Annotated in this window: 18 protein-coding genes and 1 riboswitch; of the genes, 4 read left to right on the top strand and 14 right to left on the bottom strand. The window is 48.7% G+C overall.

Features of this window, described 5'->3' with window-relative positions:
• Nucleotides 1-3 precede the first annotated feature (3 nt).
• The 3 genes from ACFQ2T_RS14135 to ACFQ2T_RS14125 form a co-directional block, all read right to left on the bottom strand.
• Nucleotides 4-453: a YaiI/YqxD family protein gene (locus tag ACFQ2T_RS14135; protein WP_379035546.1), complete on the bottom strand. Its 450-nt coding sequence runs from the start codon at nucleotides 451-453 to the stop codon at nucleotides 4-6.
• On the bottom strand, nucleotides 453-1,967 hold the full coding sequence (locus ACFQ2T_RS14130) for a DEAD/DEAH box helicase (RefSeq protein WP_379035544.1): 1,515 nt from the start codon (nucleotides 1,965-1,967) through the stop codon (nucleotides 453-455). Before ACFQ2T_RS14130 ends, ACFQ2T_RS14135 begins: the two co-directional genes overlap by 1 nt.
• Before the next feature lie 249 nt (nucleotides 1,968-2,216).
• Entirely contained in the window at nucleotides 2,217-4,409 is a 2,193-nt protein-coding gene (locus ACFQ2T_RS14125) for an OsmC domain/YcaO domain-containing protein (RefSeq protein WP_379035542.1), read from the bottom strand.
• A 262-nt stretch (nucleotides 4,410-4,671) separates the two neighbouring features.
• Between ACFQ2T_RS14125 and ACFQ2T_RS14120 the strand changes: the two genes are divergently transcribed.
• From ACFQ2T_RS14120 to ACFQ2T_RS14110, 3 genes are all read left to right on the top strand, one after another.
• Nucleotides 4,672-7,392, top strand: coding sequence for a S1C family serine protease (locus ACFQ2T_RS14120; protein WP_379035540.1), 2,721 nt, complete (start codon nucleotides 4,672-4,674; stop codon nucleotides 7,390-7,392).
• A gap of 1 nt (nucleotide 7,393) precedes the next feature.
• The gene (traT, locus tag ACFQ2T_RS14115) at nucleotides 7,394-8,125 is read left to right on the top strand and encodes a complement resistance protein TraT (protein ID WP_379035538.1); all 732 of its coding nucleotides are present in this window, start codon (nucleotides 7,394-7,396) and stop codon (nucleotides 8,123-8,125) included.
• Nucleotides 8,126-8,332: 207 nt separating this feature from the next.
• Entirely contained in the window at nucleotides 8,333-8,545 is a 213-nt protein-coding gene (locus ACFQ2T_RS14110) for a hypothetical protein (RefSeq protein WP_379035536.1), read from the top strand.
• A 94-nt stretch (nucleotides 8,546-8,639) separates the two neighbouring features.
• Here ACFQ2T_RS14110 and yfaE read toward each other — a convergent pair whose 3' ends face one another.
• The 6 genes from yfaE to ACFQ2T_RS14080 form a co-directional block, all read right to left on the bottom strand.
• Entirely contained in the window at nucleotides 8,640-9,053 is a 414-nt protein-coding gene (yfaE, locus tag ACFQ2T_RS14105; protein ID WP_379035534.1) for a class I ribonucleotide reductase maintenance protein YfaE, read from the bottom strand.
• 92 nt (nucleotides 9,054-9,145) lie between these two features.
• Complete coding sequence (gene nrdB / locus ACFQ2T_RS14100; RefSeq protein ID WP_379035532.1) at nucleotides 9,146-10,279, bottom strand: class Ia ribonucleoside-diphosphate reductase subunit beta; 1,134 nt, start codon at nucleotides 10,277-10,279, stop codon at nucleotides 9,146-9,148.
• Nucleotides 10,280-10,545: 266 nt separating this feature from the next.
• Nucleotides 10,546-12,825, bottom strand: a complete 2,280-nt coding sequence (nrdA, locus tag ACFQ2T_RS14095) for a class 1a ribonucleoside-diphosphate reductase subunit alpha (protein ID WP_379035530.1) — start codon at nucleotides 12,823-12,825, stop codon at nucleotides 10,546-10,548.
• Nucleotides 12,826-12,950: 125 nt separating this feature from the next.
• A riboswitch (cobalamin riboswitch) is annotated at nucleotides 12,951-13,175 on the bottom strand.
• 299 nt (nucleotides 13,176-13,474) lie between these two features.
• Nucleotides 13,475-15,904 carry a TonB-dependent siderophore receptor gene (locus tag ACFQ2T_RS14090; RefSeq protein ID WP_379035527.1) on the bottom strand — a complete coding sequence of 810 codons (2,430 nt, stop codon included), beginning with the start codon at nucleotides 15,902-15,904 and terminating at the stop codon, nucleotides 13,475-13,477.
• Between the two features lie 97 nt (nucleotides 15,905-16,001).
• Complete coding sequence (locus ACFQ2T_RS14085) at nucleotides 16,002-16,991, bottom strand: FecR domain-containing protein (protein WP_379035525.1); 990 nt, start codon at nucleotides 16,989-16,991, stop codon at nucleotides 16,002-16,004.
• Between the two features lie 3 nt (nucleotides 16,992-16,994).
• The gene (locus tag ACFQ2T_RS14080) at nucleotides 16,995-17,513 is read right to left on the bottom strand and encodes a sigma-70 family RNA polymerase sigma factor (RefSeq protein ID WP_379035523.1); all 519 of its coding nucleotides are present in this window, start codon (nucleotides 17,511-17,513) and stop codon (nucleotides 16,995-16,997) included.
• Between the two features lie 209 nt (nucleotides 17,514-17,722).
• On the opposite strand from ACFQ2T_RS14080, the gene ACFQ2T_RS14075 reads away from it, so the two are divergent.
• Nucleotides 17,723-18,997 (top strand): OmpP1/FadL family transporter, encoded by a 1,275-nt coding sequence (locus ACFQ2T_RS14075; RefSeq protein WP_379035521.1) that lies wholly within the window; start codon nucleotides 17,723-17,725, stop codon nucleotides 18,995-18,997.
• A 14-nt stretch (nucleotides 18,998-19,011) separates the two neighbouring features.
• On the opposite strand, the gene ACFQ2T_RS14070 is transcribed toward ACFQ2T_RS14075, so the two are convergent.
• From ACFQ2T_RS14070 to metE, 5 genes are all read right to left on the bottom strand, one after another.
• Entirely contained in the window at nucleotides 19,012-20,238 is a 1,227-nt protein-coding gene (locus ACFQ2T_RS14070) for a PepSY-associated TM helix domain-containing protein (RefSeq protein ID WP_379035519.1), read from the bottom strand.
• Nucleotides 20,239-20,282: 44 nt separating this feature from the next.
• On the bottom strand, nucleotides 20,283-22,514 hold the full coding sequence (locus ACFQ2T_RS14065; RefSeq protein ID WP_379035517.1) for a TonB-dependent receptor: 2,232 nt from the start codon (nucleotides 22,512-22,514) through the stop codon (nucleotides 20,283-20,285).
• Between the two features lie 89 nt (nucleotides 22,515-22,603).
• Nucleotides 22,604-23,446: a FecR family protein gene (locus ACFQ2T_RS14060; protein ID WP_379035514.1), complete on the bottom strand. Its 843-nt coding sequence runs from the start codon at nucleotides 23,444-23,446 to the stop codon at nucleotides 22,604-22,606.
• Nucleotides 23,443-23,955 carry an RNA polymerase sigma factor gene (locus tag ACFQ2T_RS14055; protein WP_379035512.1) on the bottom strand — a complete coding sequence of 171 codons (513 nt, stop codon included), beginning with the start codon at nucleotides 23,953-23,955 and terminating at the stop codon, nucleotides 23,443-23,445. The genes ACFQ2T_RS14060 and ACFQ2T_RS14055 overlap by 4 nt, the downstream gene beginning before the upstream one ends.
• A gap of 193 nt (nucleotides 23,956-24,148) precedes the next feature.
• On the bottom strand, nucleotides 24,149-26,440 hold the full coding sequence (gene metE, locus ACFQ2T_RS14050; RefSeq protein ID WP_379035510.1) for a 5-methyltetrahydropteroyltriglutamate--homocysteine S-methyltransferase: 2,292 nt from the start codon (nucleotides 26,438-26,440) through the stop codon (nucleotides 24,149-24,151).
• Nucleotides 26,441-26,445: the final 5 nt, after the last annotated feature.

Below are 26,445 nucleotides of genomic sequence, written 5' to 3'. Positions count from 1 at the left end.
AGGTTAACGTGCGCAACGTGCCAGAAACTGGTCCAGCTGCCTGGCAAATGCATGGCGGTCTGACGATTGCATGGCACTCGGCCCTTCGGTTTGCACGCCACTGGCGCGTAATGACTCCATAAAGTCGCGCATCGCCAGCCGCTCACGGATATTTTCAGCCGAATAAAATTCCCCGCGCGGATTCAGCGCGTGACCACCCTTTTCAATCACCTGCGCGGCGAGTGGAATATCGGCGGTAATCACCAGATCCCCCGCCTCCAGCGCCGCCACAATCTCGTTGTCCGCCACATCAAAGCCTTTGCCGACCTGCATCGCTTTCAGGTAAGGCGATGGCGGTACAAACAGCAATTTATTGGCGACCAGGGTGGTGTTTATTTTGGCGCGCTCTGCCGCCCGGAACAGGATTTCCTTGATCACTACCGGGCAAGCATCGGCATCCACCCAGATATGCATTAGCGACCTCTGGGTTTATTCCTGTTGGCTGCGTGATTGCCCTGGCCGTTGGCCGGGTTTGCACCCGGCTTTGGGGTAAACAAAGCGCCCGCAGGCTTGTTACCGCCCTGGCGGTGTTGTGCAGCCGGTTTCGCCTGGTTGCCATTGGCGGCATTCCCATGCGCAGGCCGGTTTTGGTTAGGCTGACCTTGTGCCGGACGCTGGCCATTCTGTTGGGGTTGCGCCGGTTTTCCACCAGCAGCTGGCTTGCCCTGACCCTGACGCCCCTGAGCTTGACCCTGGCGACCATTATTTTGTCCGCGTGGATTTTGCCCGCGTGGTGGCCGGTCCGGCTCTTCACTGCCTTTTGCCGGCGGCTCAAAGCCTTCTACTGCCACGCGTGGGATCTCGCGTTTGATCAGTTTCTCAATGTCTTTCAACATTTTGAGTTCTTCGCGGTCTACCAGTGAAATCGCTGCGCCGGTGGCACCGGCACGGCCAGTACGGCCAATACGGTGCACATAATCTTCCGGCACATTCGGCAACTCAAAATTTACCACCTGCGGCAGCTGGTCGATGTCCAGCCCACGTGCGGCAATATCCGTCGCCACCAGTGCCGGAATCGTACCCGCTTTAAACTCGGCCAATGCCGCGGTGCGCGCATTCTGGCTCTTGTTGCCATGAATCGCCATCGCCGGGATACCATCCTTGACCAGTTTTTCAGCCAGGCGGTTAGCGCCATGCTTGGTGCGTGTGAATATCAGCACCTGCTTCCAGTTATTCTGCTTGATCAGGTGACTGACCATCTCGCGCTTATGCGCTTGCGGCACCATATGCACACTCTGCTCGATCAACGCGTTAGACGCATTGCGGCGCGCCACTTCCACCAAGTCAGGCGCATTCAGCAGGTTATCTGCCAGTTGCTTGATCTCGTCAGAGAACGTCGCCGAGAACAGCAGGTTCTGACGTTTTTTAGGCAGCAGGGCCAACACTTTCTTGATGTCATGGATAAAACCCATGTCCAGCATACGGTCGGCTTCATCCAGCACCAGGATTTCAATGCCGGATAAATCCAGCGCCCTCTGCTGCACCAGGTCAAGCAAGCGGCCCGGTGTCGCCACCAGGATATCCACCGGCTTTTTCAGGCGGGCGATTTGCGCATTCACGCTCACGCCGCCAAACACCACCAGGCTTTTCAGTGGCAAATATTTACCGTAAGTGGTGACTGACTCGCCAATCTGCGCCGCCAGCTCGCGGGTCGGGGAAAGAATCAGGCAACGTGGTTTGCCTGTGGCAGTATTAAGCGGAGTTTCAGATAAACGATGCAGAATCGGCAAGGTAAACCCGGCCGTTTTACCGGTACCGGTTTGTGCGCCCGCCAGCAGATCGCCGCCGCGTAATACATAAGGGATCGCTTGCGCCTGGATAGGCGTAGGCACGGTGTAGCCTGCATCGGCAATGGCGCGCTGCACAGGCGCGCACAAATTTAAATCAGCAAACGTCACGTTTGCGGGGGTATTGTTTTCTATGGACAAAGTAATTCACTTATAGAGCGTGCATGGCCCCTATTATCAAGGCCACACAACAAATTATTGAGCGCTGGTCTGTTGCGAGTCGCAACACCAATCTGGACAAACGAAGATGATATTTCTAGAGGTTTGCTAGGCCGCTGTGATGATTGGAAGGTCACAGGGTGAGGGTATTATACGCGTTATTATCCATTTCTAATGGTTGCAATATATTTAAGCTTTGACGTTCTCACTTCTAATAAGAAAGTGGATCGTCTAAGCAGTCCTGCCTCGCGCCGCATGCAACTTCCTGTAGCTATCAATCAGGCGGTGATGTCTGTCCAGCCCTTCCAGTTTCATACTGGTCGGCGTCAAGCCAAAGAAACACACGCTGCCCTCCACGGAGCCGATCACTGCATCCATCCGCGCATCGCCAAACATCTTGCGGAAGTTGGCTTCGTAGTCTGTCAGTTCCAGTTCATCATCCAGCATTACTTCCAGCACCACATTCAAGGCCTGGTAAAACAAGCCGCGTTCCAGCGTATTGTCGTTGTACTGCAAAAAGGCGCCAACCAGATCCTGTGCCTCTTCAAACTGCTGCAAGGCAAGGTTGATCAATAACTTCAATTCCAGCACGGTAAGCTGACCCCATGCGGTATTCTCGTCAAACTGAATACCGATCAGGGTACCGATATCGCCGTAATCATCCAGCTCGTTATTTTCCAGTCTATCCAGAAGCGCTTCCAGGCTGGCATCGTCTAGTGTGTGCAGGTTGAGAATATCCTCGCGGAACAATAGCGACTTGTTGGTGTTATCCCACACAAGGTCTTCTACCGGATACACTTCCGAATATCCCGGCACCAGGATACGGCAAGCCGTCGCGCCTAGCTGGTCATATACCGCCACATACGCTTCTTTGCCCATGTCGGCCAACATGCCAAACATGGTCGCGGCTTCTTCAGCGTTAGCATTCTCGCCATGGCCGGAGAAATCCCATTCGACAAATTCGTAATCCGCTTTAGCACTGAAAAACCGCCACGACACAATGCCGCTGGAATCAATAAAATGCTCAACAAAGTTATTCGGCTCGGTCACCGCTTCGCTGGCAAAAGTCGGTTGCGGCAAATCGTTGAGGCCTTCAAAACTGCGGCCTTGCAACAACTCGGTCAGGCTGCGTTCCAGTGCGACTTCCAGTGACGGGTGTGCGCCAAACGAGGCAAACACACCGCCGGTGCGCGGGTTCATCACGGTCACACACATCACCGGGTATTCGCCACCCAGCGAGGCATCCTTCACCAGCACCGGAAAGCCCTGCTCTTCCAGCCCTTTGATACCAGCCACAATGCCAGGGTATTTCGCCAGTACTTCCTGCGGCACATCCGGCAGAGCAATTTCACCTTCAATAATTTCGCGTTTCACTGCCCGCTCAAAAATCTCTGATAAACATTGCACTTGCGCTTCCACCAGCGTATTCCCTGCACTCATGCCATTGCTGGCATACAGGTTCTCCACCAGGTTAGATGGAAAATAAACGACCTCGCCATCCGACTGGCGCACATAAGGCAGCGAACAGATACCACGCTCGGCATTGCCGGAATTGGTATCTATCAGGTGCGAACCACGCAGCTCGCCATCCGGGTTGTAAATCTCCCGCGTGTATTCATCGAGAATCTCTTTCGGCAGCGCATCTTTACGGCCTGGCTTGAACCAGCGCTCGTTCGGGTAATGCACAAATTCGGCATTGGCAATGTCTTCGCCCCAGTACGAGCCGGCATAAAAATGGTTGTTACTCAGCCGCTCGATATACTCACCCAAGGCTGATGCCAACGCGCTTTCCTTGGTCGCACCTTTGCCGTTAGTAAAGCACATGGGCGAATGCGCATCGCGGATATGCAGCGACCACACATTAGGCACAATATTGCGCCACGAAGCGATCTCGATCTTGATACCCAGGCTCGCCAGCAAGCCAGACATATTGGCGATGGTTTGTTCTAAAGGTAAATCTTTGCCGGTAATGTAAGTGAGCGCATCCGCCGCCGGGTTCACCATCAGCAACGCCTGTGCATCGGCATCCAGATTCACCACCTCTTCAATGATAAACTCAGGCCCGGCTTGCACCACCTTCTTCACCGTACAGCGGTCAATAGAACGCAAAACCCCTTGGCGGTCTTTGTCAGAAATATCAGAAGGTAACTCAACCTGAATCTTAAATATCTGCCCGTAACGGTTTTCAGGATCAACAATATTGTTATGTGATAGGCGGATATTCTCGGTAGGGATATTGCGCGTGCTGCAATACAACTTCACAAAATAAGCCGCACACAAAGCCGATGAAACCAGAAAGTAATCAAATGGGCCCGGCGCCGAGCCATCGCCTTTATAGCGGATAGGCTGATCGGCAATCACCGTGAAGTCATCGAACTTGGCTTCAAGACGTAGCTTATCGAGAAAGTTAACTTTGATTTCCATGGGGGAGAATTCCGAGAATGCTGCAAAAAATGCTGAGGCGCTATTATCCCTCAACACGAAGGGGCTGCCTAAGGATAAATTGCAAGCTGCTGATTAAATGCGATTTTTGGAATATTAGACGCGAAACATCTAGGTCATAAACTGCTTTTTTTGGCGGTGCAGTATCTTTCCCTCACCGCCTGTACCGTGTTTAGTAGCATGCACTTTCCTAATTTTTCTATAACCTACATGGGATATTGTTATATTCGTAATAAGTTGTAATATGAATAAAAATCCATTAAAACTACACAACATCATGTCAATTATAAAAATAATAAATTTTTTCCTCCTAGGTGTTTTCTTTTCCACAACAGTCCATGCAGAAGAGTCTGTCTTTGAAAATAAGTTTAAAACAGGTGAGCTGAAACTAGAGTGTGGTAAATCCTGCATGTTCAAATGGGGTGTAATAAGGACTGAACTGAAGAAACTTGATGATGAAAAAAATTGGATTGATTTAGCGAAAAGAACTCACGACGTACAATATAGTCACGAGTTGGCTCATTACTACTTAGTGAAATCCGCTATAAATCTTGGCTATTACGATGCAGCAAAAACCTATATTGAAAATTCCAAAAACATAGTTACCTCTTGTTTACCAACCACCTGTTTTGGGATTGACACTCAAGAAGAGTATGAAAAATTTAGTAAACTAGTTTCTGAAAATCAACTTGTAAAAACTGAGTCCAGCTTAACAACAGAACCAATCATCTCAGTTGAAGAAAAAGATCAAAAAAAAGAAGTCATCGCTGTAAACTCAACTCAAAAAACAACAATTGAAAACTCTGCAGAATCACTCAAACCAAATAAGCCTGAAATCAAAAATAATAATAACTTTGCAAAAAAAATTAATAGTTTTTTTGGTGGAAAATCTAGCAAATTGGAAAAGTTTATTGAGAGTAAAGATCTTGACGGCTCATTAACTTATTTCGAATCAGAAAGATCATATTTTTCTGAGAAGAAAACTCAATATTTAGAATTGTTATCAAAGCTGTCAGATATGCTGGAGCAAAAAATTGCTGATGAAAACCTAATTCTACTTAATAAAATCAACTCCATTAATTTGAAAAATGCTAGCTTTGATCAATGGCCAGAACATAAAGTTATTCTACAAAGCGTAGATCAAAAGCTTAACCAATATAGCAATGTTGCAATCTTTCAAGAAACTGGATACTCGTCACCCACATTGAAAAACATTAATGACAAATCCAATCGAATAAAAACTCACTATGCGTCAAAATTCACTGAAAGCTTTATAGATTACGACCTTTTAAAACAAGAAAGCTTTTTTACTCAATATCCTATTCAAGCTGACTCAAAATCATTATTCAGTTCAAACAAATCAACACTGATGACAAAGTTTTGTGGGCTTTCACCTAACCTGATGATTAAAGTCGTCTCAAATTATCGTAATTACTTTTCTGAAGAGTTCTCAAAAGATATATCTGAATGTTATTTAAAATCATCCATTAAAAATGAAGAAAGCAATGGGAAGAACTACTTAAAAACCATCCTAACATCTGTAACAAGCTTAAAAAATGTTGGTTTACCAATACCTAAAATTCCGAATAATAAAATCTCATTCATTCAAGTAACCAGCAAAACCCTTCTAAAGGAAGGTGTAATCGAATTCCCAGCAGAAGTCGCCTTAGATGCTCCGTTTGATGTTAGTAAATTAGAGATTGATGACGCTCTTAAGAGTGACTCGGAATTTATCTTTGTAATTGATGTTGCAAAAGCATCTGCAAATCGTAGGATTCAAAAACGTGAAGAGGTCAATTCAAAAATACAAACACATATAGATCGTGTACAAAACCCTGAGTTTGAGATGGCCAAAATGAAGGTTTTTGAAGCTCAAAGCGGTTTAAATACCGCGCAGAATCAGTTTGTGTATGGTGCTGCCGCAGAGATAGTCAAAGCAATAAACATTATCTCTTGGAATGGCAATCTGAAAAAGGCGCAAGATACCCTTTCTACATTGCAATCGTACAAAGAGGTTCCAGCATACTCAAACTACAATTACTCAGTATCAGATGTTGATGTAACTAAAGTCATGACTGTTAACTACTATCTTATTAATAAGACCAAAAAAGACTACTACAAAGGCACTTTTGACATTAATGAATCTCACTCTTACAAGTTGGCATACAACATTAATGATAATGATCCGGACAAATCTAAGCTTCAATCACGTTACAACAACGAGGATGAAATAGCATCTTTTGAAAAAGAACCAGTTTCAGTCAAGCTGTCGGCATTAATTGATAACTACGCAAGTAACCAAGAAGCATCAAAGCCTATCAAGGACATCCAAGCACTTCGTAAAGAAATGCTTGATGATAAAAATAAAGCACTTGTTGAATATAAAACTAATAAGTTTGATGAAAGAGCGTTGAATGACAACCGTTTTGATAACGTCGTTGTGATTTTAAACCCAAAAGGTGCACTAGGAACTGGGTTCTACGTCACTCCAGATCTGGTAATGACGAACTATCATGTTATTGAAGGTGTTAAATATGTAGAAATGAAACTCTACAATGGTCTAGAGACTTTTGGAAAGGTAGTGAAATCAGATGTTAGGCTTGACTTGGCTCTTATAAAAGTCGAAACAAAAGGAAAACCAGTATCTTTTTATAAAGAAAATAAGCTTGATTTAGGTGCTACGGTTGAAGCAATCGGGCATCCCAAAGGATTGCAATTTACAATTACAAGAGGTGTCATAAGTGCCTTGCGAAAAAGTCCCAGTCTTTTCCAAACTGGCGGAAAAGATGTCCTTTTTATTCAAACCGATGCAGCAATCAACCCAGGTAATTCAGGAGGTCCATTGTTCCTTGGAGATAAGGTAATCGGGGTAAACGACAATAAAATGATTCAAAAGGGAGTTGAGGGTATCGGATTCGCTATTCACCACTCTGAAGTAGCTAAATTCATGGATGAAGGTTTTTGAGATGCGAGATTCTTTAATAAAAATAACAATATTATTAACCTTACTAATTTCAGCATGCTCGCAACCTACACGAATGGGAATGGTTAAGGACAGCAAGTCAGGCATTCAAATTGGTTCTGTTTTAGAAAAAAGCTTTTTTGTCGATTCAAGTCAATTTAAAAACAAACGAATTAAAGTCACCACTAGAAATGTATCTGGTGATAATGAATATAGACTTAAAGGGCTAGAAAATAGTATCGAACAAGCCTTTGCAGAAAAAGGCTTCATTCCTGTAAAAGACGATTCATTTGGCATAAAAGTCGATATCAATGTTATGTACAGTGGTCATGTACAAACGAACATGTCTCAACAATTTGCTTTTTTAGGCGGAGCCGCAGGTGGTATTGAAGGATACAGATCAGATGCTAGAGCTGGAACAGCAACTGGCATACTTGTTGGTGCAACATTGGGAGCAATTATTGGTAGCTTCATTAAAGAAGATACTTATATAACAGTTACTCAAGTATCAATCGGCGTGACAGACTCTCCTGATATTGATACTGATACGAAAGTAATCCGCTTTGACTCCAGTCCCGACTTGCAGAAAGAGAAATCAAGAAGCAACTTTAAGCCTTTCCGAGACGTAGGCTCCACCAAAATAGCAGTTTATGCCGGAGGAACAAATATATCTGAAGATAGAGTCTCAGAGACTGTGAAAAGTCGCTTAATAGAGATTGTTAAAGACATCATTTAGCTATTTAGCGACGAGTCCTCCAACCTGAATAATCATAGTTAGCGTTGGAATCGAAGTTAATTTATGCAAAATACCCCTTAAAGCATTGAATTAAATATAAAAACCCTATCTTCAATGTATATACATGTGTAAAAAACTCTGATATCGTGCAAATTATTAAAAAATTACTGTGATTTACACAGAGCGAGACTCGGGGTGACATTAAAAATGTTAGAGCATAATTCTGGGAAATATTTGTATACGATACGCAGCGCGAATGGCGTGCTGGTTGAGAATTTGCAGGTGTATGGTAAATCCCGCACTGAAGCGGATAACAAGATTCGGCAGATGTATTTGCGTTGTGACATTATCAGCTGCGGCCTGATTGAAGATATCAGGGCACGTGTGCCGAACTTGAAAATGAATTGGGTACGACCATAACGGTTAGATAAGACTGGCCTTAAGAACCAGGCATGTTTTAAAACTCAAAAGGCGCTTTTATAAGCGCCTTTTTTATTTGTGTTTAGCCCTAATTCTAGAACAGGCTCAGATTACGCGCCCGGACATTGCTTTTAGGCGCCCTTTTTCTGGCTGTTTTTTTCACTGGCGCGTGCTTGGGTGTAAGCGAAGGTTCGTCAAACAGGGATTGCTGTGCAGGGAACATATCGTTCTGCATCTGCGCATTTTGCACATCGAGCCTGAGCTCGCAATCGATGCGGATATCCGATTTGGGTATGCAACAACAAGGCAGGATTTCGTCGGCACCGATAAATGCCAAAGGTTGTTCAAGGTATTCCACTTCACCCGCCAGCAGGCGCACGCGGCACCCGCCGCAATAACCGCTCCGGCACTGGTACTCTACTTCGTGTCCGGTACGTTCAAGGCCTTCGAGCAGGGTTTCCTGCGGGATAAGGTTAAAGCGGATGTGCTGGCTTTGTACGACGCTCACTTTATGAATTGTGATTCAATAATTAGAGAACGATAATTAAGTGTGCGAGCGGGATAAAGTGCAAGGCCGCAATTTGCCCGCGTAGCCACTTATTAGAGTTCGAAGTCATTAAGGTCGTCTGCAGACATTTCAGAATCAATCTGACCGATCAGATAGGAACTGAGTTCTACTTCTTGCGGCGCGACTTGCACGGTGTCTGACGACAGCCAGGTGTTGATCCATGGAATAGGGTTGCTTTTCGCCAGGGGGAAAGCAGGTGCCAGCCCGACCGAGGCCATGCGGCTGTTGGTGATGTATTCCACATACTGGCAGAGGATGTCTTTGTTCAGGCCTATCATGGAGCCATCTTTGAACAGGTATTCTGCCCATTGTTTTTCCTGCTCGGCAGCAGTTTTGAACATCTCGAAGCATTCTTGCTGTAACTCGGCGGCGATCTCGGCAAACTCTGGATCATCTTGCCCTGAGCGCATGATATTGAGCATGTGCTGGGTGCCGGTGAGGTGCAGGGCTTCATCACGCGCGATCAGGCGGATGATCTTGGCGTTGCCTTCCATCACTTTGCGTTCGGCAAAGGCGAATGAGCAGGCGAAGCTGACATAGAAGCGGATCGCTTCCAGGATATTCACGTTCATCAGGCAGCGGTACAGGAGCTTTTTCAGCTCGCGCCGGTTCACGACTTTTTTCTCGCCATTGATGATGTGGTCGCCCTCGCCCAGTTGCGAATACAGCATGGTCTGGTGGATCAGCTCATCGTAATAATGCGCGATATCCGATGCGCGGGCAGTGATGTTGTCGTTACGCACGATGTCATCAAAAATGATGGACGGATCATTGACGATGTTGCGGATAATATGGGTGTATGAGCGTGAGTGAATAGTCTCGGAAAACGCCCAGGTCTCGATCCATGTTTCAATTTCAGGCAACGACACTAGCGGCAATAATGCCACGTTAGGACTACGGCCCTGGATAGAATCGAGCAACGTCTGGTACTTCAAGTTGCTGATGAAAATATGCTTTTCGTGCTCCGGCAGGTTCTGGTAATCAGAACGGTCCTGCGACACATCCACCTCTTCCGGACGCCAGAAGAATGACAGCTGTTTCTCGATCAGCTTCTCGAACACCGGGTATTTCTGCTGGTCATACCGCGCCACATTGACGGGCTGACCGAAGAACATCGGTTCTTTAAGTTGTTCGTTGTCGATTTTGGTGAAGATGCTGTAGGCCATGGCCGTGTTCCTAATGTTTAAGTTTCAAGACTCAAACTGCTTTTTAAAATATATTCACTACTTCACTGCAAGACATACCAAATAAGTGAGCGAGCCGGATGAAGTGCAAGGCGCCCGGAACGCAACAACCGAGACAGTACAAATAGTACGGCGAGGTTGTGAAAACGGAGTTTCAGTGTAGGCTAACCTTTAGGTTATGCCGTAACTAAAAAACGCACTCTTAAACTCCTATTTATTAGCAATTCGCCGGCGCAGCCACTTATTATTTAGATTTTGCAGGCTCCGCTGGCGCAACCGTCATCCTCTGCCTCCGTCCCACCCTCAGTCGCACCGTCACGGGTGTTGTGGTAATACAGCGTTTTGATGCCCAGCTTGTACACCTGCAGCAAGTCTTTCAACAGTTGCTTCATCGGCACACGGCCACCTTCAAAACGGGTCGGGTCGTAGTTGGTGTTGGCAGAAATCGACTGGTCAACAAACTTCTGCATAATGCCCACCAGCTTGAGGTAACCCTCGTTGTTAGGCATTTTCCACAGCAACTGGTACTGGTCACGCAGACGGTCAATCTCTGGCACGACCTGGCGCAGGATGCCGTCTTTGGATTGCTTGACGGATACCAGGCCACGCGGTGGCTCAATACCATTGGTCGCATTGGCGATCTGGCTGGAGGTTTCTGATGGCATCAAGGCCGTCAGGGTAGAGTTGCGCAGGCCGTCTTTCTGAATCTCGGTGCGCAGGCTTTCCCAATCCAGCAGCAATGGCTCGCTGCATACCGCGTCCAGATCTTTCTTGTAGGTATCGATCGGCAGGGTACCTTTGGCATAAGTGGTTTCCTGGAAAGCGCCACATGGACCAAACTCACGTGCGAGTTGCACGGAAGCCTTGAGCAGGTAGAACTGGATCGCCTCAAAAGTACGGTGCGTCAGGCCCAGTGCTTCATCGCTGGTGTAGTTGGTGCCGTTTTTCGCCAGGTAATAAGCATAGTTGATGACACCCACGCCGAGTGAGCGACGTTTATCAGTAGCGCTCAAGGCGGCTTTTACCGGGTAATCCTGGTATTCCAGCAAGGCATCCAGTGCGCGTACCACCAGGTCAGCCAGGCCTTCAAGTTCATCTAATGACTCCAGCGCACCCAGGTTGAATGCGGACAAGGTACACAAGGCGATTTCACCTTCGGTATCGTTGATGTCATTCAGGGCATTGGTCGGCAGTGCGATCTCCATACACAGATTGGACTGGCGCACCGGTGCCACAGCCGGATCAAACGGGCTGTGCGTGTTGCAATGGTCTACGTTCTGGATGTAGATACGGCCGGTACCTGCACGCTCCTGCATCATCAGCGAGAACAGTTCAACGGCTGGCAGCGTGCGTTTGCGTATGCTTTCATCGGCTTCGTATTGGGTATATAGGCGCTCGAACTCATCCTGGTCGGCAAAGAAGGCGTCATATAAGCCAGGCACATCATGCGGCGAGAACAAGGTGATGTTCTGGCTCTTGATCAGGCGCTGGTACATCAGGCGGTTGATCTGCACGCCGTAATCAAGGTGGCGCACGCGGTTTTCTTCCACGCCACGGTTGTTTTTCAACACCAGCAGGGATTCGACTTCCAGGTGCCACAACGGGTAGAACAAGGTTGCCGCACCGCCACGCACACCACCCTGCGAGCAGGATTTCACGGCAGACTGGAACAGTTTGTAGAACGGCAGGCAACCGGTATGTTGTGCTTCGCCGCCACGGATCTCACTACCCAGCGCGCGGATACGTCCAGCGTTGACGCCTATACCTGCACGTTGTGAGACATACTTCACAATCGCACTAGTCGTCGCGTTGATGCTATCCAGGCTATCGCCACACTCGATCAGCACGCAGGAGCTGAACTGGCGCGTAGGCGTACGCACGCCGGACATGATAGGCGTAGGCAGCGAGATCTTGAAGGTAGACACGGCGTCGTAGAAACGCTTGATCAGGTCCAGACGCACCTGGCCTTTGTAGTTGGCAAACAGGCACATGGCGACCAGGATGTACAGGAACTGCGGGCTCTCGTAGATCTTCTTGGTGACGCGGTTTTGTACCAGGTATTTACCTTCCAGCTGCTTGACTGCCGCATAGGAGAAGTTCATATCGCGCCAATGGTCGATATAGCCATTCAGCACATCGAATTCTTCACGACTGTAATCACGCAGCAGGTGCTGGTCGTATTTGCCAAGCTCGGTCAGGTTGGTGACATGGTCAAACAGGTGCGGAGGCTCAAACTGGCCATAGGCGATTTTGCGCAGGTGGAAAATCGACAGGCGCGCTGACAGGTACTGGTAATCCGGCGTCTCTTCCGAGATCAGGTCAGCCGCAGATTTGATGATGGTTTCATGAATGTCGTCAGTACGAATGCCATCGTAAAACTGGATATGGGAGCGCAACTCAACCTGCGACACAGACACATTGTTCAAGCCCTGTGCTGCCCAATCAATCACACGATGAATCTTGTCGAGATTGATAGGTTCCTTGCGGCCATCACGCTTGGTGGCTTGCATGGATTCGTATTTTGACATTGATGGCTCCCAAATTCAGGAAGCGGAGGGACTGCAGCAAAGACGCAAACGCAAAACATGCCTGATCTGGAGATCCAGATGATGATGAATGCACTGCTATTGCCGAGGACACCCCGCCTCAAACGTTAACAAGTAAAAATACGGTCGGTCTCCTGGCTCTCAGGTCATGATTATTTGCTGTCGCCTTCCCGAATTGCTTCAGTGGCTTTAAGTGTTCGCAAACAACTCGCTGATCACAGTTGCGGGGGCAGCCCTGGCTTGATGAACACTGTGCAGTGTTTCACGCACCAGATTCCCTTTTAAATGCAGAAGAAGTGTTTCTCCTGCAAACCGTATGGATGCGACTATAAAACAATATCTATGGCTTTTCAATCAGTCAAAACACAAGATATAGTTGTAAAGTCTAGCTTTCATAGACAAGGTATTGTTTCTATTAAAGAATATGTTTTAAGAATTTTTTTAATAAAATTTTGAGAAAATGCATTGCATTTTTGATTGAATTGCGCATTGAATGTTACAAAGCTGAAACATATTGATTCGCGTCTTAAACGCAAAAGACCGGCCATGATGGCCGGTCTTTACACAATCAAATGCAAGTGAGTAAACCTGGTTCGGTATACGCCTGCGTTGATTAAGCACTCATACCAAATTACCAGGTATAGGTTGCAGTGGCGATGGCGGCGCGTCGTGCACCTATCCAGCAATCGCCTCGTGTCAGGCAGGTAGAGACATATTCCCTGTCAGTCAGGTTGCTGGCATTGAGTGTATAACGCCAGTTGCCGTAATCCAGGCCTAGCATCGCATCAAACAATGTGACATCAGGGGTTTTCACGATATGGGTGGAATTGAAAGATTCACCAATATAGCGAACACCCAACCCTGCCCTGAACCCGCTGATATCGCCAATCGTGAATCGGTTGGTCAACCAGCCTGAAGCCAGGTGTTTAGGAATGGCTTCTACCTGTTGACCTTTTTCCAGGGGATTGTCGGTAATACCGTATTTGGCCTGGGTGAAACTGTAAGAACCGATCACATCCCAGCGGTCACCAAAACTGGTGGCAGCCTCCATCTCGATTCCTCGCGAGGTGATTTTGCCTTTTTGCGTATAGAGGTTACTCATGACAAAAATGGCCCGGTTTTCATCTTCAAGATCGTAAGCGGCAATGGTGAAGCGTGTCGGAGAATTTGCAGGCATGTATTTCAGGCCGACCTCCCACTGCTTGCCTTCCTGCGGTTTCAGATAGCCACCACTGACCGACAGGTTATTCAGTGGCAGGAAAGACTCTGCGTAACTGACGTATGGTGCCCAGCCATTATCAAACAGGTAGTTCAGGCCGTATCGCTGTGTCGTCTTATAAGTTTCCTGCGGGATTACACCTTCGCTGTTGTTTTCTGCCTTGTCACGGCGCAAGCCAGCCGTCAGCACCCAGTGCTGATCGAATTTGATCTGGTCCTGCACATACAGGCCAGTCTGCATCATCTTGGTTTCAGGTGTTGCCGACAGTGTCGGCAAAGAATCGATGTTGCCGTAGACAGGATCATAGATATCGATCAGGTTCGCATTGCCGAGATCGAACCCAGCAACGCCGACTTTACGGAAACGGGCATAATCAAGACCGACCAGCACGGTATGGAAAGTATTTCCGATATCGAATTGCGCTTTGGCATTGGTATCTACATTGAGCGTGTAGGTCTGTGTTTTCGATACATCGTAGTAACGTGGCAATGTGCGTTGGTCTGGCGTGGGAAAAGGGTTCACATCCGGATTAAACGTAAACGAATTGACGTACAGGGAAGTGTAATTATTGCGGCTTTTGGTCCAGCGCAAATTTTGTCGCACAGACCATGTGTCATTCACCTGATGATCGAAAATATACCCCAGATGGGTCGATTCACTGACGTATTTATCAACACCCGGCTCACCTAAATAATTATCATAAGGAATACGTCCATTCGGATTGGGTCTCAGCACGCCGTAGACCGGTAGAAACTGGGGTGTTGGTAAAGCGTCGTCCAGTTGATAACGTGCAATCAAAGTAAGATTGGTTTTGTCATTCGGCTTCCAGGTCAGTGACGGCGCAAATAATGTACGTTTCTGGAAAACGTGATCAATCTGGGTATCAGTGTCTTTACCGACCATCACCAGCCGGTAAAACAAGCTATCACTATCTGCCACCGGGCCTGTGAAATCCGCCTGTATCTGCTTGAAGTCATAATTGCCGAGCGACACACCGATCTCGCGGCGTGCTTCGGTCAGTGGCCGTTTACTGACCAGGTTGATAATGCCGCCAACACCCCCCTGCCCGTACAAGGTAGCCGCTGGCCCGCGAAGCACCTCTATCCGCTCCATCATGTAAGGGTCCGGCCGGGTGGTTTCCGAATAGAATGTGTTGATCTGACGCAGGCCATCAAGATACTGCACTGCATCCATGCCACGGATGGCATAGCCATCAGACCGGGAATCCTGGCCATACTGGTCCGCAACGACACCGGCGCTGTAACGTAAGGCTTCCTGGATGGACATGGCCTTCTGGTCAGCGATCTGGTCAGCAGTAATCACGCTAACAGATTGCGGTGTTTCAATAATGGGGGTATCGGTTTTGGTCGCAGTGGCGGTGCGCTTGGCCACATAGCCAATCACCGGGCCGTAGGCATGCTCTTTTTCAACCTTGGCATTGACGCTGACTTCAGGTAACACATCGTCAGCTTTGGCTGCTGCTGGTGCTGCAATCACCGCAGTTCGCAATACATAGCCATTGCCAGATTGCACTGCTTCTAAACCACTTCCAGCCAGCAATTTCGTTAGTGCCTGATGAAGTGTTAAAGAACCCTTTAACGCACTTGCATTTTTACCGTTAGTCAGCGCTGCATCTGCTGTCAGGTTTACACCTGTGGTTAAAGCCACCTGAGTCAATGCTGTTGATAAGGGTCCGGCAGGGATGTTGAAACTATAGCTGGCTTCTGCAGCCTGCACATAAGCAGGCGTGATCAGACCAAGGCTGGTCATTGCGGCAGTTGTGATAGCGACACTCACCGCTGTTGCCAACATCCGTCGTGGTTTTAAAGAAGGTTTTTGCATAAAAATCAGGCTCCAGATTTAAACTTTTCAGATACTTTCATCTGCTATGCCGGATGAGTTGCAAAAAAGGGAACTGTATTGCGAAAAAAATTAATGTTTACCTGGGGATGATAGTTAAATTTGCAGGGGAAGTTTTCTGAACATGTATCGGTAATGCATGTTCAAGTGCTGCCAGAATCACAGGGATATCACTGGCTGGATTCGCAATAGAATACACACCTACCAACCGTAATTTCGCCGTGTCAGGACTGACATGGATGGTAAGCGGTGTGTAACGCGACAACTCGTCGATGAAATCACGTAATGCAATGTTATCGGCTACCAGCTTACCTGCTGACCAGGCCTCACGCGCCAGCTCGGCAAATCCGTCAGGTGTGATTTGCGCTATATTAAATCGTACCTGCCGGCCCGCCTCTACACGCAATGGTGCAGTTTTTTCAGGAGCTACCTGCACAGCGCCGTCAAATACGGCAACATGGCCTGAGTGCAGGTCACTACGCACAGTAAACCGCGTACCCAGTGCAGTAATACGTGCCGTGGACGTATCCACTACCAGAGGCCGGGCTTTTACCATTGTGTCATGTGCTGATTCCACATGTATCTCGCCTTGATGCAATATGATACGTCGCAAATGTTCATCGTATTCAACATCAACCATACTGGCAGTGTTCAGTGTCAGCTGTGTGCCATCCGCCAACTTGAACCGCAAGCGTTCACCCAGGCGGGTACGGTAGGCGGCGTGGGCCAAGGCATATTCATGCCGCCATCCCTGCCAGGGCAGGCTATAACGCAGTAACAAGCCAGTGGCGACGACGGTACTGCCCAGCCCGAGTAAGCGCAAGGCCTGACGACGGCCAGAGTGTTTGACCTGGTCCAAGGTTTCACGGGCCAGGTTTGCCGGCACTTTCTCTGCCAGCGTTTGAAATGGCTTGCTTAAAGCCTCGACACGTTGCCAGACCCGTGCATGCGCTGCATCCTGTGCTAACCAGGCTTGCCATTGCTGGTAATCCTGCTCGCTACAGTGCTTATCCTGCAACACCGCAAACCATTCAGAGGCCTGGTTAAGAATCAGCTGTTCCCTGGTCATATTCTAAACAGCGCCGACAAGTTCTGCTGACAAACAGGCCAGCATGGCCTGAGCCATATATTTTTTGATCATGCGCTCACCCACGCCTAATTTTTCTGCAATCTGGCTATAGGTCAGCCCATCCAGCTGAGATAACAGAAAAGCTTCACGCACTTTGGGCTTTAGCTTGTTCAATAGCTGGTCAACCTGATAGAGCGCTTCAAGCACCTGCATATATTCTTCAGGTGAAGAGACCAGCGGCTGCGGCAATACAGAAAGTGTTTCCAGCCATGCGCGCTCAACGTCCTGCCGGCGCCAGTGATCTATCAGCAAGCCTCGTGCAATGGTGGTGAGATACGCTTTGGGCTCACGGCAATCCGGGGTTGATGGCCTGGTGATCACCCGCAAAAACGTGTCATGTGTTAAATCGGTGGCTAAATGCGGGCAGTCCAGCTTACGATGCAACCAGCCTAATAGCCAACCATGGTGGTCATTGTAAAGTGCTGCAATGCTCTGCTGGCCAACAGGCGCTTGAAAAGACATACTATACGCAGAATAATGATAATTATTCTCATTATATACATTTCATGGGCGTTAGGTATAGCAAAGCTGTATGTGATGCATCGGCTATTCTTGTGTAAGGCTTGCCGTTATTTCCGGGTAAATACCATGTAATTACCACTCTATTATCGCAACTCAGTTTTATTTGATTATGCGAAAATGCGTTTAACGCATTCAATAAAAATTCGCAAATGACTTACTCCCGCCTCTTTATTCTGCCGATTTCAACCGCACTGGCTTTGACTATGCTCAGCAGTACTGCATTTGCCACCAACGGCATCAACCTGATTGGCTTTGGTGCCGAATCCAGCCTGATGGCCGGTGCCGATGTGGCAGTCGCCCGCGATACCAGCGCACTGAATACCAACCCGGCCGGGCTGACGCAGATCAAGGCACCGCTGCTGGACATGTTTGGTTCGATACTGCGCACCACCGACCTGGTGCATAAAGATCCCCGCAACGAAGAGCATGCCTCTAACCGCTACACACCTCTGGGTGGTGGTGGCTATGCGCGGCCACTGGAAGACACATCCTGCACGGCGGGCATCGGCTTCTTCGCACAAGGCGGCGCCGGTGGTGTGTTCGATAAAATCCGCACGCCTTTTGGCAACCGTGATGATCTTTCTTCGCTATTCGGCATTGCCAAGATTATCCCTGGCATAGGCTGTCAAGTGACCGACAGGCTGTCGCTGGGTGCCAGCCTGAATATCGTTTATGCCAGCATAGAACAGGATTTTTTTGCTAACACTTCATTTGGTGGTATTAATGGCTTCTCCGGTTACAAATTGGAGGATGCGGCCGCACTACGCACTGGGTTCAAAATAGGCATGCAATATCGTGTCACCCCCGCGCTGACCCTGGCTGCCACCTATACGGAAAAAACCGAATTACCACTCACCGGCGGCACGCTAGTCGCCGATTACAGCAGTGCCGGATTGGGCCAGGTGAAGTATTCGGATGCATCAGTCAAAGGTTTTGCATTGCCGCGTGAAGTCGCTGTCGGTCTGGCATTTAAGCCAGCGGATGCCTGGTTGCTTTCATTCAAGCTGAACTGGATGAACTGGGACGATGCGATTAATGATGTGAAGTTACGCGCCACTAAACCGAATAATCCTGCCGCGCCTGCTGTTTACCCTTTCCCCACTGCTCCTGCTGACTGGAAAGACCAATGGGTGATCGCCACCGGCGTTGCTTACAACTGGGATGACCGGACTACAATTTATGCGGGCCACAATTATGGCAAAAATCCGATTCCGCGTGTAAATACCAACCCGCTACTGGCAGGTATTCTTGAACACCACCTGACGTTCGGCGCCGCGCGCAAGATAGACCAGAACTGGCTGGCGACAGGCGGCGTGGAGTGGATGTTGCCGGTAAGCGTCAAATACAACAGCCAATTGCTGGGCGACTCGGAAATCCGCAATGAGGCGATTGTGCTGCACTTTATGTTGAGCCGCCGCTGGTAGGTTTAGTTCAGGCTTTACAACTGAGCCTGTTTGAGCTGCCGGACGAGCTGGCGGGAACTGCGCTTTTTTAACCAGATCAGCACGCCGGTGACAGTTAACCCTATAACACCAAAGCCCATCGTACTGACGAATATCTGCATGGGCATTCCCCACACTTTAGCCGTATGCAACGCGAGTAACCATTGTGTGATGGTATCGCCAGCGGCACCACCTGTCGGCAGATAGACCGCTAATTGCTCGCCGCTGCTGGCGTTGAACATCACGGCGGTATTAGACGACTGTTCAGAGACATCTCGACTGGAATTCACGATGTAGGTGTATGTGCCTTTACTGGCGTCATAGTAAATCTTGGCTTCGTGATGAATGGCAAAGTGATGTTCAAAGCTGATTTGTTGCATCAAGATACGCCCGGTATCGAGCGCGGCATGTGCATTTAATGCTGGATTTGTAAGCGGTTTGGATAACCTCGGAATTTTTTCGCCGAAGTTCTGTTTGGAGAACACAGCACCCATGACCGGATAGTAAACATCGCGCAGGTTAAAAGCCACGCTGGACCAGGCAAAAATAAACAACATGGCCCACAGCCACAACCCACCGGCGCGATGAAGATCAAAATTGACTTTGGCTGACCCACCCTGCCAGCGCACTTTCCAGGCCCGCCACCAGCGTTTAATCCAGGAGTTATTTTTTGACTGATATTGAATACTTGCTCTACGATGCTTGGGAGGAAACGTTAAATAGGCGCCGATAAAACAATCCAGTGTCCAAATCAATGCGACTATCCCGAGTATCAAGCGACCGGTTTTCTCCAATGCCAGCGAGAAATGCAAACGGTATAAAAATGGCAGTAAATTAATACTGCCTTGTGAAATATCCCCCCATTTGCGTTCAGCCAGTACTCGCCCGGTATACGGATTGACGAAAATCTCGTCATTCACCAATCCGCTTGTGTTTCCCGGTCGAGGTTGCAAATAAAACGATACTGACTCGCCTGCTTCCTGGTGCAAGTTGATGCGATTAAACATCGCATCCGGATACTTTTCTTTGAGTGTTTCAGCAAGCTGGACCGGGCTGAGTCTTGGTTGACCAGGCTGCGAATCAACCAGCCTGAACTCAGGATGCATGCATTTTTCCAGCTCATCATAAAAGGCGATAAACACCCCGGTAACACCCGCCAGCATTAGAAACAGGGCCAAAGTCAGCCCTATATATCGATGGATGATGGCGAAAATCTGGCGCATGAAACTACTTACTTCAAATGGCCAATAAGTTTATTTATAACCATTTAGAAGGTCGCTGCAACGCTAAACAGCACACTACGGCCCGGTTGATACAACGGCGTCACAGTACCAAATCCTTGATAAGTAGCACGGTCTGCATAGGTGTCATCAAACAGATTGCGTACATCTACCCGCCACCTGGTTTTGACTGCCCAGGTTGGCTGGTATTCGGCATAGAGATTAAATACCTCGTACGACGGGAAATCCAGAGTGCCATTGCTGACTTTCTTGTATTTCTGCGCGAACTCCGCATCGCCACCCACGGTGAGGTTTAAAGAGGGGAAACGATGTCCCACCGTTACATATAAAATCTCGCCGACGGGCGTGGCTAAATAATTACCTGCATCGCTATCAGTAGCGGCGCCATCAATGGTGACATCAATATCCGCCAGGCGTGCACGGGCAAAGCTTTGTTCCCATTGATAGGCCAGGCCGAGTTCGTAGCCGCGTGTACGTACATCGCGGGCCAAGTTGGCGCTACCGGCGGCGAATCTTGCCACGCGAGCATCGTCTATGTGTGTTTCAAAAACTTTGGCATCCGCAGTGAATCCATAGAAGCGACTTTGCAACCCGAAGAAGTAGTTATCTGCCTTGGTAGCCCTGGGCCCACGTCCATAATTCCACGCCGTGTTCATAATAAAGTTTTCAGCCATCTGGCTACCGCTAAACACCTCTGAGTAGCCCGCTTTTACAGTGAGCAGCTCAGGCACAACTGATAATTCACCAGACACATTGGAACTGAATCCGGAGTGTTTCCAACTATCGCCTCGCGTACCTGTCAGCTCATGGCGGTCATTGCGGATACCTGCTGAAATCTGCAACGGCTGCCAAGGGTTGATGCGTGCCTGCACATAGGCGCCGTTATTGCTGGCTTTTTCGTCCGGATGCGAAGTCGGGTCTTTGTACTCTGCTTTGTCGCGATAAAAATCTACACCAGCCACAATATTGCCGATATCCAGAGGGAATTTATTCTCAAACTTACCGTTAAAGCTGCCGGTTTCACCGTTCCCGGGATAAAGCACTACACCACCAGCCACAATTGGTACTGTAATTTCGGTCTTGCTATAAGCTAATACCGCCGTTGGGTTCCACCAATGGTCAGGATTATCCTGGTGATAACGCAGCACCGTGTTGTCACGAATCATTTGATAATCACGAACACGTGGCTCTGATGGAGGCCGCCCTGCAATAAACCCGATGTTGGCACGGAAAGGACGCGCGGCATCATCATGCACCCGCTCATGGCTTAATTGCAAGCGGTGGCCGCCTTCAGCTTCTGCACCAATTTTAAAGAAGCCGCTGACTGAGTCGGTGCCAGTACCATCAACCTTGTCACCATTGCCCGCTTCAAATCTATTGCCGTTGGCAACAGTTAAATAAGCTAATGCATCCAGCTGCTCGGTAGCACCGTAGCCTGCCAGTGTCTGGCTGAATACATCACCATTCGTATTAAAGCTGGAGCGGATATAAGCACCCATGCCAGGCGAGCTCAGGAAGTCACGCGCATTTTTGGTTTCATAAGCAATCGAACCCGCAATTGCACCGGGGCCCGCATCCGAAGGTGCTACCCCTGCATTGACGCTGACCGCTTTCATAAACAAGGGATCGATCAAGGTGGTGCCGTTATGGTGGAACACTTTGTTGTTCTGGCGGCTGCCATCAATCGTCACCGCCAGATTGGTTTCTTCAATACCGTTCACATAGACTTTTTGCGACATAGGCGTTGACCCGCCTACCTTCACTGAAGGCTGGCCATTGAAAATGCCACGTACGTCGCTGGGGTTATTGCGTGCCAGTGCTTCTTCATCAATCACTACAGTGCCAGGCTCTTTGACTGGCGAAGGCGCCTCAGCTTTTGCTGAAACGGCCACTTCCGGCAAGGTATCTTCAGGGTTCTGTGACTGCACTGCTGACTTTTTGACAACGGTATAACCTTTTGCTGAATCGCCTTGCAATGTCAGGCCACTATTTTTCAATAGCGTATTCAACGCCTCACGCGTACTTAAATTGCCTTTAACGGCAGGAGCTGAAATTTTTTCAGTCAGGTCGGTGGAAAATAAAATACGCTCGCCAGACTGTTTCGCCAGGCTATTAAGCGCTTTATCTAAAGGTTGTGCCGGGATATTAAAGTCTGCTGCTTGCGCCACCCATGCCTGGCTGAGCATGACTGCCAGCACGCTGGTGCGTTTAAGAGCTGCTGAAAAATTGGCATGCGTATGTTTATTGCGAGATTGCATTGAAAGTCCCATATTAAGATGATGAAATCATAGTGATATGGGTATGTCGTTTGAGCGTGGAGAAATGTTGAGGTGCTGTGAAAAAAATATTATTTACTTAATATGACCTTTCCATCCGTTTGATAATTTACGTGTATGCCCAGACTCAGTGGCAAGGTTTTTAACAGGCTTTCTATGGCGTTAATATCGTATTCGCCAGAAAGACGCATAAGGCCCACTTTACTATCCTGGATCACAATCGGCGCCTGACGATAACGCTGTATTTCGGCAACGGCTTCCTGTAATGGCGTGCCATCAAATACAAGACGCCCTTGTTGCCATGCAACATTGGCCGAGGTACAACGGCTTTCAGAGATCGTACCCGCTTGCGTGGTTACAGAAATATCTTTGGTCAAAATGCGCTGTGCGTTAGCAGTACGCACTTCTACACTGCCTTCCACTACGGTCACTACGGCGCCATCGTCGGTGTTGCGTACGTTAAATATGGTGCCGATATCCCTGATCTGCGTCTGGTTGGCAAATACGGTAAACGGACGCCAGCCGTGCTGCACCGTGAACAGGGCTTCGCCCTGTGTTAATTGAAGTTGTCTGGAGTACAAATGTTGCTCGACCACCAACACACTATTGGTATTAAGGTCTACATGGCTGCCATCCTTGAGGTCAAAACTGGCTTGCTGGCCAACCATGGTATGCATCTCTTCACGATGCCATACCGGGTCTATCACCCAGGTAAACGCGAATGCGATTGAGAAAGTCACTCCGGTTGTCACTTTTTTCAGCATGCGTTGCCGCTGCGTTTGCCGTTTGGCTTCCTGCAACAATGCTTCGCGCGAAGGGAAATGCTCGCGCAATGCTTCTTTATAAGGATTCAAGGCATCATTTGCAGAGGCCTGCTTAGGCAACGCGGCCAGTTCATGCCCAGTCACCTTCATGCGGCTGTTCCCCAGTTCAAATTAATAGCCGCCATCGCTTTGGTAAAGTGCTGTGTCACCATATTGCGTGAAATGCCTAATTCATCGGCGATTTCCTGTTGCGGCATATCGTGCAATCTATGTAATAAAAATACCTGTCTTTGCCGGGCTGGCAAGCCCTCAATAATCTTTTTCAACGCTTCCAGCCGTTGCACAAAATGCAACACGCGTTCGCCATCGATATGATGAGAAGTAACGGTGGTTTCCTGCAAGGTATTGAGATGTGATTGCTGAACCTGGTATTGGCGATAGCGGTCAATGGCGCGGTTGCGTGACAGCTTGCGCAAGAATGCCATAGGTGTGTGCACATCGTTTGCCGGCGGTTTTTCCATCAGTTCTATGCAGACATCATGCACCACATCCTGCGCGAAATGATGGTCGCCAAAGCGGCGTTTCACATAGCTGACCAGTTCGTCATAGTGATAAACCAGTGTGACCACGAGTTTGGAATGTTCCGGATGAAGCAACACGGCAAATAGACATGAATTGGATAAAACAGGTATCTTAACGGCCTCGTTGAAAAATAACAAATGAAAATCATTCTCAAATAGGTGAAAAAACGCAAAGATTATATTGTTGAAGTTTGAAAAGGAAAACGCTGACATCCTCTGAGGGATGCCAGCGCAATCACTTCAAGATGATGTTGAATAAGCTATGCCAGATTTATACGCTTGCCCGCAATGTTTTCGCCGCTGCAACCATATTGGTTAGTGCCGGCAACACTTCCGCCCACTGGCGGGTTTTCAGGCCGCAATCCGGGTTCACCCACAACCGTTCCGCGGGCACACGTTCAGCCGCCAGTTTCATCAACTTGACCATGTAGGCTTCGTTGGGAATATTCGGTGAGTGAATGTCATACACACCCGGACCGATCTCGTTCGGGTACTCGAACGTATTGAACGCATCCAGCAATTCCATATCAGAGCGTGAAGTTTCAATGGTAATGACATCCGCATCCATGTCTGCAATCGATTGGATGATATCGTTGAATTCCGAATAACACATATGGGTATGAATCTGCGTTTCATCGGCGACGCCATTGGCGGTGATACGAAACGATTCCACTGCCCAGTTCAGATATTCCTTCCATTGTGTTTTCCGCAGCGGCAAACCTTCGCGCAGTGCCGCTTCGTCGATCTGGATCACACTGATTCCTGCGCTTTCCAGATCCAGCACTTCCTGGCGAATTGCCAATGCCAGCTGGTAGCACGAGACATAGCGCGGCTGGTCATCGCGTACAAATGACCAGTTAAGTATCGTCACCGGGCCGGTCAGCATGCCTTTCATCGGCTTGCTGGTCAGAGATTGCGCATACTTGATCCATTCCACGGTCATGGCTTTGGGACGACTGATATCACCAAATAAGATAGGCGGCTTTACGCAACGCGAGCCGTAAGACTGCACCCAGCCAAACTGGCTGAACGTATAACCATCCAGCTGCTCGCCGAAATATTCCACCATGTCATTACGCTCGGCTTCACCATGCACCAATACATCCAGACCCAGTATTTCCTGCTCTTTAACGCTACGGGCGATTTCGGCTTCCATCGCGATCTTGTAGCGGGCCTCATCAAGACGACCGGCCTTGAACTCACTGCGGGCATGGCGAATATCAGCGGTCTGCGGGAAAGAACCTATCGTGGTGGTCGGGTATTTAGGCAGCTTGAGCAATGCAGCCTGTTTGGCAGCACGTTGCGCATAGGCATTCTGGCGCTGGCCTAATTGTGGCGTCAGTTTTTCCAACGCAGCTTTCACCACCGGATTGTTGACACGTTGCGAACTGCGGCGCGCTTCAACCGCGGCCTGGTTATTTGCCAATTGCTTTTTGACAGCTGCACGGCCCTGATTCAAGGCAATCGCCAGAATGCTTAATTCTTCGAGTTTTTGGGTGGCAAAAGCCAGCCAGGATTTAATCTCGCTATCCAGCTTTTGTTCACTGTCCAGATCCACAGGCACATGCAACAAAGAACAGGAAGGCGCCAACCACAAGCGGTCACCGAGGCGTTCTGCAACCGGTTCCAGCCACTCCAGTGTGGCATTCAAGTCTGCTTTCCAGATATTGCGGCCGTTGATGACACCGACTGAAAGAACTTTATGCGCTGGTAACAAACCAATAAGCGACACCACTTCGTGACGGGCATTGATCGCGTCCACATGCAGACCAGCCACCGGCAAATTAGCTGCCAGATACTGGTTATCAGCCAGTTGGCCAAAATAAGTGGCGACCAGCAATTTGACGCGGCTGCTCTTCAACTGGTGATAAGCCAGGTTAAATGCATGTTGCCAGTCAGCATCCAACTCTGTCACAAGAATAGGTTCGTCTATCTGCACCCATTCCACACCTTGCGCGGCCAATTTTTCCAGCAACTCTGTATACACTTGCAGCAATTGCGGCAACAAGGCTAAGCGGTTTGAGTCATCCTTGGCTTTACCAATAGCAAGGTAAGTCACAGGGCCGACAATCACTGGTTTCGCTTTGACGTTTTGTGCTTTGGCTTCAGCCAGTTGTTCCAGCAGGCGTGTCGCATCTAGCTTGAATTTTGTATCAGCAGTGAATTCCGGCACGATATAGTGGTAGTTGGTATCAAACCACTTGGTCATTTCGCCTGCGGCAACGCCGCCACAACACTGTGCGTGCTCCTCGCCGGATTCAGCTGAACGACCACGCGCGACACGGAAATAGTTATCCAGTGGGTCGCCATGAAAGTCCTGCACACGGGGTGGCAAATTACCCAGGGTGAAACTCATATCCAGCACCTGGTCATAAAAGGCAAAGTCACCTACTGGCGCTAAATCCAGGCCGGATTGCAAAGCCCAGTTGTGTTGTCGCAAATCTTTACCGATCTGTTTTAAAGCCTCTAGTGAAGACTGCCCTTTCCAGTATGCCTCCAGGGCAAATTTCAATTCGCGTTTTGCACCTATGCGCGGAAATCCAAGATTGTGTGTGGTGACCATGTGTG

The organism is Methylophilus flavus (assembly GCF_042678905.1).
GTDB classification, from domain to species: domain Bacteria; phylum Pseudomonadota; class Gammaproteobacteria; order Burkholderiales; family Methylophilaceae; genus Methylophilus; species Methylophilus flavus.
This window is presented reverse-complemented; position numbering and strand designations above follow the sequence as displayed.

What these genes read in the sequence shown, in the direction of transcription:
- ACFQ2T_RS14135 (WP_379035546.1), bottom strand. Translation starts at nt 453, where the DNA reads ATGCATATCTGGGTGGATGCCGATGCTTGCCCGGTAGTGATCAAGGAA.
- ACFQ2T_RS14065 (WP_379035517.1), bottom strand. Translation starts at nt 22,514, where the DNA reads ATGCAATCTCGCAATAAACATACGCATGCCAATTTTTCAGCAGCTCTT.
- ACFQ2T_RS14125 (WP_379035542.1), bottom strand. Translation starts at nt 4,409, where the DNA reads ATGGAAATCAAAGTTAACTTTCTCGATAAGCTACGTCTTGAAGCCAAG.
- traT (WP_379035538.1), top strand. Translation starts at nt 7,394, where the DNA reads ATGCGAGATTCTTTAATAAAAATAACAATATTATTAACCTTACTAATT.
- nrdB (WP_379035532.1), bottom strand. Translation starts at nt 10,279, where the DNA reads ATGGCCTACAGCATCTTCACCAAAATCGACAACGAACAACTTAAAGAA.
- ACFQ2T_RS14070 (WP_379035519.1), bottom strand. Translation starts at nt 20,238, where the DNA reads ATGCGCCAGATTTTCGCCATCATCCATCGATATATAGGGCTGACTTTG.
- ACFQ2T_RS14060 (WP_379035514.1), bottom strand. Translation starts at nt 23,446, where the DNA reads ATGAAGGTGACTGGGCATGAACTGGCCGCGTTGCCTAAGCAGGCCTCT.
- ACFQ2T_RS14075 (WP_379035521.1), top strand. Translation starts at nt 17,723, where the DNA reads ATGACTTACTCCCGCCTCTTTATTCTGCCGATTTCAACCGCACTGGCT.
- nrdA (WP_379035530.1), bottom strand. Translation starts at nt 12,825, where the DNA reads ATGTCAAAATACGAATCCATGCAAGCCACCAAGCGTGATGGCCGCAAG.
- metE (WP_379035510.1), bottom strand. Translation starts at nt 26,440, where the DNA reads ATGGTCACCACACACAATCTTGGATTTCCGCGCATAGGTGCAAAACGC.
- ACFQ2T_RS14110 (WP_379035536.1), top strand. Translation starts at nt 8,333, where the DNA reads ATGTTAGAGCATAATTCTGGGAAATATTTGTATACGATACGCAGCGCG.
- ACFQ2T_RS14090 (WP_379035527.1), bottom strand. Translation starts at nt 15,904, where the DNA reads ATGCAAAAACCTTCTTTAAAACCACGACGGATGTTGGCAACAGCGGTG.
- ACFQ2T_RS14085 (WP_379035525.1), bottom strand. Translation starts at nt 16,991, where the DNA reads ATGACCAGGGAACAGCTGATTCTTAACCAGGCCTCTGAATGGTTTGCG.
- ACFQ2T_RS14080 (WP_379035523.1), bottom strand. Translation starts at nt 17,513, where the DNA reads ATGTCTTTTCAAGCGCCTGTTGGCCAGCAGAGCATTGCAGCACTTTAC.
- ACFQ2T_RS14120 (WP_379035540.1), top strand. Translation starts at nt 4,672, where the DNA reads ATGAATAAAAATCCATTAAAACTACACAACATCATGTCAATTATAAAA.